This is a genomic window from Pseudomonas sp. BJa3 (assembly GCF_026343815.1).
GTDB classification, from domain to species: domain Bacteria; phylum Pseudomonadota; class Gammaproteobacteria; order Pseudomonadales; family Pseudomonadaceae; genus Aquipseudomonas; species Aquipseudomonas soli.
The window spans coordinates 1-267 of sequence record NZ_JAOXMC010000231.1 but is presented as its reverse complement, the minus strand read 5'-3'; the positions used below and the strand labels follow the sequence as shown (position 1 = coordinate 267).

1 protein-coding gene is annotated in these 267 nt (G+C 68.9%); it reads left to right on the top strand.

The window, feature by feature from the left end:
* On the top strand, positions 1 to 267 hold a 267-nt coding region (locus tag OH705_RS27540; RefSeq protein ID WP_267303480.1), incomplete at both ends, for a Bug family tripartite tricarboxylate transporter substrate binding protein.

Here is a 267-nt window from a genome sequence, read left to right as displayed (position 1 = left end):
GGCACCATCGGCGCCGAGGCCGTGGCCAGCGCCGCGCCCGACGGCTACACGCTGCTGTACTCCACCATGGGCGTGCTGACCATCAACCCGTCGCTGTACCCCAAGCTGCGCTACGACCCGCAGCGCAGCTTCGCGCCGGTGTCGATGACCAACCTGACCTCCAACCTGCTGGTGGTCAACCCCGACCTGAAGGTCAGCTCGGTCGCCGAACTGGCCGAACTGGCGCGGCAGCGGCCGGGCGAGCTGACCTTCAGCTCCTCGGGTAAC